Origin of the sequence: Paraburkholderia sediminicola, from assembly GCF_046027825.1 — a bacterium.
Taxonomy (GTDB): Bacteria; Pseudomonadota; Gammaproteobacteria; order Burkholderiales; family Burkholderiaceae; genus Paraburkholderia; species Paraburkholderia sediminicola_D.
Window position 1 is genome coordinate 23,142 of the sequence record NZ_JAQQDU010000104.1, and the last position, 6,380, is coordinate 29,521.

Below are 6,380 nucleotides of genomic sequence, written 5' to 3' on the forward strand. Positions count from 1 at the left end.
TTCCCTGGCACACGCAGAAGCGCACGCACCAGCGCAAGCTCAGCGAGTCAGGCTCAACTCGCCCGGCGCGCCAGCCAGCGCGCGATCCGGACGGCAATTGACGATCATGATCGCGAGGGTCAGCACATAGGGCGCGGCGTTGTAGAGGTAATAGCCGCTCGTCACGCCGATCGCCTGCAGCGCAGGGCCGAGTGCGCCGGCCGCGCCGAACAGCAGGGCGGCCCACAGACAACGCAACGGCTGCCAGCGCGCGAAGATCACCAGCGCGACCGCCATCAGCCCTTGTCCGCTGGAGAGTCCTTCATTCCAGCTGCCTGGATAGACCAGCGACAGATACGCCCCACCGATACCCGCGAACACACCGCCCACCGCCGTCGCGGCGATGCGCACGGAAGTGAGCGGATAACCCATGGCACGCGCCGTTTCAGCGTGATCGCCGACGAGCCGCAGCACCATCCCCCAGCGGGTATTGCGCAAACCCCATTGCAGAACGAAGGCCAGGGCAACGCCGATCACGAACAGCAGGTTGATATGCAGGGCGTTATGCAATTGCGGCGATGAGGTCCACTTGCCGAGATCGATAAACGGCAGCATCGGCGCTTGCGGTTCGATGAAAGGCTTGCCGAGATAGAACGCGAGCCCAGTGCCGAGCAGCATCAACGCGATGCCGAACGCAATGTCTGACACGCGCGGCAACGAGCAAACAAGGCCATGCAAGCAGCCGAGCAGCAAACCGACGAAACCGGCCGCAAGCACGCCGGCCCACGGCGAGCCGGTCAGAAAGGCGCCGGCATAGCCACTCATCGCGCCGGACACCAGAATGCCTTCGAGGCCGAGATTCACCCGGCCGCCTTTCTCGGTCAGACATTCGCCGAGGCTGACGAACAGATAAGGCGTACTGACGCGGATCGCACCGGCGAACAGCGACAGCAGCAGGATCACGATGGGTGAGTGCATATCAGGCATGGGTCTGCTCCAGTTGCACGGGAAGGTCGGCCTGTGCGACGGCCTGCAAATTGACGCGCCATGCGGCGATGCGCCCGCCAAGCGCTTCCCACGCGAGCAGGTTCGCGAACAGGAGGCCTTGCAAAACGAGCGTGGTGGCGTCGGGAAGATCGAGCCGCCGCTGCAGCAGTGAACCACTCGCCTCGATGCCGCCGATCATCAGTGCACACGCGATGATCGCGAGCGGATTCTGGCGCGCCGCGAACGCGACGAGGATGCCCGCATAGCCATAACCCGCGAGCAACGATGCATTTGCGCTGCCCTGCACCGCGGCCACTTCGAACATGCCGCCGAGTCCCGCCGCAGCACCGCCCAATACGCACGCCGCAAGGGCCAGCAGATTGACGGGCAAGCCGACCAGGCGCGCCGCGCGATGACTGCCGCCCACCACGCGCATCGCGAAGCCCTTGGTGCTGAACTTCACGAACACCCACGCCGAGATGCAGGCGACGACGCCCCAGAACAGTCCCCAATGCGTGTCGAGTCCGGGGATCGAGCCGATCATCATCGCGTCGGGTACGGGATAGGTGGACGGTTTATTCAGGCTGGCGGGATCGCGCAACGGCCCTTCCACCAGGTGCTTGAAGAGTGCGATCGCGATATACGACATCAACAGGCTGCTGATCGTCTCGTTGACGCCGCGCCATTGCCGCAACGCGCCGACCGCGCCGATCCAGGCGCCACCGGCCAGCATGCCGGCCACCGCCATCAACGGCGTGGCGATCAGCCACGGCGTGCCGTGCGGCAGTATCTGCGGGACGATTGCCGCACACATGCCGCCGAGCGCAAGCGCGCCCTCGCCGCCAATCACGATCAGCCCGACCTGGGCAGGCAGCACGACGCAGAGCGCCGTCAGCATCAGCGGTGACGCGCGCAGCAAGGTGCTCTGCCACGCAAACGACGAGCCGAATGCGCCTTCGAAGATCAGCCCGATCGCATCGAGCGCCGGCTGTCCCTGTACCAGCAGGAACAGCGAAAACAGCAGCAGCGTGCCGAGCACCGCCAACGCGGTCGGCAGCGCGGGCAAGAGTGACAGGATCACTCTTGCGGTAGGGGCATTGGGACGCATCACGGCTCCTTCGCTCATGCAAACTCACGCACACTCACACAACCACGCAGGCCAGGTTCAGATCTGGCCGACGACGCCCGCCACCAGATAGTTCATGCTTTCGAGCGTGTAGTCGGTCTGTATATGGCTCGTGCCGGAGGCGATGGCCGTGCCGCCCTTGTTGTCCTTCATCGGGCCTTTGAAGATCACGAAATTGCCGGCCACCATGCTGCTTTTGATCGAGTCGGCGTTCTGCTTCGCCTCTGCGGTGACTTTCGCGCCATACGGCGACATCTTCACAAAGCCTTCTTTCAACCCGCCGCGCAACACATTCGGCTGCGGGGTGCCGGCCTGTGCGCCGCTGACCAGTTGCTTGTACGGCGTCGCCCAGTCCCATTCCGCACCGGTCAGATAGCCCTTCGGCGCGAGCGCCGCCTGGCTCGCGTGATAGCCGCAACTCATCGCGCCGCGTTTTTCCGCTGTCTCGACGACGACCTTCGGACCGTCGACGTGACAGGTCAGCACATCGCAACCCTGATCGACGAGACTGTTGGTGGCTTCCGCTTCCTTCACAGGCATCGACCAGTCGCCCGTGAAAATCACCTGCGTGGTGATCGACGGGTCGACCGACTGCGCGCCGAGCGTGAACGAATTGATGTTGCGCAGCACTTGCGGAATCGGTTTCGCGGCGACGAAGCCGAGCTTCTTGCTCTTCGTCATATGACCCGCGACCACGCCGTTCAGGTACTGGCATTCGTCGATATAGCCGAAGTAGCTGGTGATGTTCGACGGGTTGCCCTGCTTCCACAAACCGCCGCAATGCGCGAAACGCACCTTCGGATATTTAGCCGCCATCTTCAGCACATGCGGATCGAAGTAGCCAAACGAGGTCGCGAAAATCAGCGTGGCGCCATCCTGCTCGATCATTGCTTCCATAGTTTTCTGCACGGCGATGGTTTCGGGCACGTTCTCCTCTTCCACCACCTTCACGTCGGGCATTTTCTTGATCACGGCGGCGGCGGTCGCTTGCGCCTGGTTGTAACCGTAGTCGCTGCGCGCGCCGACGTAGATCACGCCGACGGTGGTCTTCGGCGCGGCGAACACCGATTGAATCGGCAGGATATTGCCGAGCGTGAGCAGACTGGCGCTCCTGATGAAATTGCGGCGGCTGGTCATGGTGTCCAATTCCTGGTAGCGGGTTAAAGAGCGTTGGCCTTCAGTTGAGATTCAGACTGTCGAGATAGGCGAACTAGCCGCCAAACGAGGTGATGTCCCTTGCGCCGCTGCCACGACTTCAGTCGGCGTAAGACGTTTGGCGGCATAGGCCTCGAGAAGACCGCGGACCGTCAATGGCGAAGAAATAGGCACTCGTTTTTCCTTGAGTTCAATCTTGCATACAAGTCTGAACTCAAATTAGCAGGAGCTATGCCAAGTGCATTCCGAGTTGCCGGGAACAGACTGTGATCCTTGTCAGGACTGGATTTGGGGCGATTCGACGGAGGCGCCGTCACGGTGGTCCGCAACGCGTCGCTCACCACCTCATGGTGCAGCGCTCCCCAACTCGGGGCTCGTGCGCCCCGCATTTGCGCCCGGCATGCGAGCCGGGGTGCGCGGGCAGGCGAAACAAACCAAATCAGCTCAGATCAGCTAAGCAAGCGAAAAATCGTGCTAAAGCGCGCGGGCAAAGCGTTCAATAATCGGCACTCGCATCGAGCCTCAACCGAAGCCCTAACCTCTGGAGACCGACCTTGAGCGAGTCCGCATCCGCCAACTGGCGCCTCGAAACGATCGCGGTGCACGGCGGCTATCAGCCTGACCCAACGACCCGCGCGGCTGCCGTGCCGATTTACCAGACCGCTGCGTTCGCCTTCGACGATACACAGCACGGCGCCGACCTGTTCGATCTGAAGGTGCCTGGCAACATCTATACACGGATCATGAATCCGACTCAGGACGTGCTCGAGCAGCGCGTCGCCGCGCTCGAAGGTGGCGTGGGCGCGCTGGCGGTCGCGTCGGGCCAGGCAGCGGTCACCTATTCGATCCTGACGATTGCCGAAGCCGGCGACAACATCGTTTCATCGAGCACGCTGTACGGTGGCACCTACAATCTGTTCGCGCACACGCTGCCGCAGTACGGCATCACCACGCGTTTTGCCGACCCGCGCGAGCCCGCTTCGTTCGGCGCCCTGATCGACGAGCGCACCAAAGCGATCTTCGTCGAGTCGGTCGGCAATCCGCTTGGCAACATCACCGACATCGCCGCACTCGCCGATATCGCCCATCGTCATGGCGTGCCGCTGATCGTCGACAACACCGTGCCCTCACCCTATCTGCTACGCCCGTTCGAGCATGGCGCGGATATCGTAGTGCATTCGCTCACCAAGTATCTCGGCGGTCATGGCACCAGCATCGGCGGCGCGATTGTCGACTCGGGCAAGTTTCCGTGGGCGAAACATGCTGAGCGGTTCAAGCGTCTGACCACACCCGATGTGAGCTATCACGGCGTCACCTACACCGAAGCACTCGGCCCCGCCGCCTATATCGGACGTGCGCGTGTCGTGCCGTTGCGCAATATCGGGGCGGCCATCTCGCCGTTCAACGCGTTCCAGATCCTGCAAGGGATCGAGACGCTCGCGCTGCGCATGGATCGCATCAGCGAGAACGCGCTGAAGATTGCGCGGCATCTGCAAGAGCACAGCAAGGCCGAGTGGGTGAGCTACGCCGGGTTGCCCGGCCATCCGGACCATGCGCTCGTCAAGCGCTACCTGTCGGGGCGCGGCCCAGGCATCCTGACCTTCGGCGTCAAGGGCGGCCGCGCTGCGGGTGCGAGCTTCCAGGATCGGCTGAAACTGTTCACGCGCCTCGTCAATATCGGCGATGCCAAGTCGCTGGTCACCCATCCGGCGTCGACCACGCACCGGCAGTTGTCGCCGGAAGAACTGGCGCGCGCGGGCGTGCGTGAGGAGACCGTACGGTTATCTGTGGGTATCGAACATATCGACGATCTGCTCGAAGACCTGGATCAGGCGTTGGCCGCGCTTTGAGCGCAGCGTACAACGCCCCGCCCTGCTTTGGAGAACTCATGCCAGCATCTGAATCGCACCCGAACCCAAATTCCACATCGGCAGACGCCGCTCAGCTCTTCGATGAAGACGAACTAATTAACCGTTTCGCACCCGTATTCGCCCGCATCGCCGAAGGCGCCGTAGCCCGCGAGCAGAAGCGGGAACTGGCCTACGCTCCGGCGGAATGGCTCCGCGAAGCCGGCTACACCAAATTGCGCGTACCAAAACGCTACGGCGGCGAAGGCGTCACGCTCACAGCGTTCCTCGCGCTAGTCACGCGTCTTGGCGAAGCGGACTCGAATCTGCCGCAAATCCTGCGCGTGCACGGCGGCTTCATCGAAGCGCTGCTCGAAAACGGCGACGAACCGCTGCGCGACCGCTGGCTCACGCGGATCGCACAAGGCCAGATCATCGGCGGTGCCGTCTCCGAACGCACCGGTGTCACAGACAACAGCGTGCGCCTCACGCAAACCGACGGTGCGTGGCATCTCGACGGCGAGAAGTACTACACCACGGGCACGCTCTACGCGGACTGGGTCGACGTCACCGCCCATGACGGACAAAGCAACGTGCGCGTGCTCGTGAAGAGCGACGCCCCCGGTCTCGACCGTATCGACGATTGGGATGGCTTCGGGCAGCGTCTCACCGGCAGCGGAACGGCGCGTTTCGAGCATGTGCCAGTCTCGCTCGATAACCTGTACCGCCGCTATAACGCCGCCGAGCCGCGCCGCAACAGCCTGCTTACCGCGTACTACCAGGCGCTGCATGTCGCGAACCTGGCCGGTATCGGCCGTGCGGCGCTGCGCGATGCGGTGGCGTTCACGCAAGCTAAGACTCGGACCTTCGGTATTCCGGGCGAATCGAGCCCCCGCGACAATCCGTTGGTGCATCGTGTAGTCGGCCGCCTGGCAAGCCTTGCTTACTCGACGCAGAGCATCAGTGCGTCGCTCGCCCGCGCGATCGATGAAGTGTCGATGGCGCGACAGGAAGGCCGGACTGACGAACAAACCTATATCCATCTGGATATTCAGACCTTCCAGGCGCAGCAGATCGTTATCGAGCAGACCTTGCAAGCGGCGACGCTACTGTTCGAAGTGGGCGGCGCATCGGCAACCAGCGAGACGCGCCGCTTCGATCGCTATTGGCGCAACGCACGCGTGCTGGCGTCGCACAATCCGGCGATCATCCGCGAAGCCGCTATCGGTGACTTCTATCTGAACGGGAAGGCGCATAACGAAAGATTTGGTGTGTCCGTTTCCTAG

At 62.9% G+C, this 6,380-nt stretch carries 5 protein-coding genes; 2 read left to right on the forward strand and 3 right to left on the reverse strand.

Going from position 1 to position 6,380, the window contains the following annotated elements; translation table 11 throughout:
• Nucleotides 1-39: 39 nt before the first annotated feature.
• From PQQ96_RS35430 to PQQ96_RS35440, 3 genes are read right to left on the reverse strand one after another with little or no spacing between them, the layout of a single operon-like run.
• Entirely contained in the window at nucleotides 40-966 is a 927-nt protein-coding gene (locus PQQ96_RS35430) for an ABC transporter permease (protein WP_408301125.1), read from the reverse strand.
• On the reverse strand, nucleotides 959-2,074 hold the full coding sequence (locus PQQ96_RS35435) for an ABC transporter permease (protein ID WP_408301131.1): 1,116 nt from the start codon (nucleotides 2,072-2,074) through the stop codon (nucleotides 959-961). The genes PQQ96_RS35430 and PQQ96_RS35435 overlap by 8 nt, the downstream gene beginning before the upstream one ends.
• Before the next feature lie 57 nt (nucleotides 2,075-2,131).
• Complete coding sequence (locus PQQ96_RS35440; protein ID WP_408301127.1) at nucleotides 2,132-3,229, reverse strand: BMP family ABC transporter substrate-binding protein; 1,098 nt, start codon at nucleotides 3,227-3,229, stop codon at nucleotides 2,132-2,134.
• A 572-nt stretch (nucleotides 3,230-3,801) separates the two neighbouring features.
• Here PQQ96_RS35440 and PQQ96_RS35445 point away from each other — a divergent pair.
• Nucleotides 3,802-5,097, forward strand: coding sequence for an O-acetylhomoserine aminocarboxypropyltransferase/cysteine synthase family protein (locus PQQ96_RS35445; RefSeq protein ID WP_408301128.1), 1,296 nt, complete (start codon nucleotides 3,802-3,804; stop codon nucleotides 5,095-5,097).
• Between the two features lie 38 nt (nucleotides 5,098-5,135).
• Entirely contained in the window at nucleotides 5,136-6,380 is a 1,245-nt protein-coding gene (locus PQQ96_RS35450; RefSeq protein ID WP_408301130.1) for an acyl-CoA dehydrogenase family protein, read from the forward strand.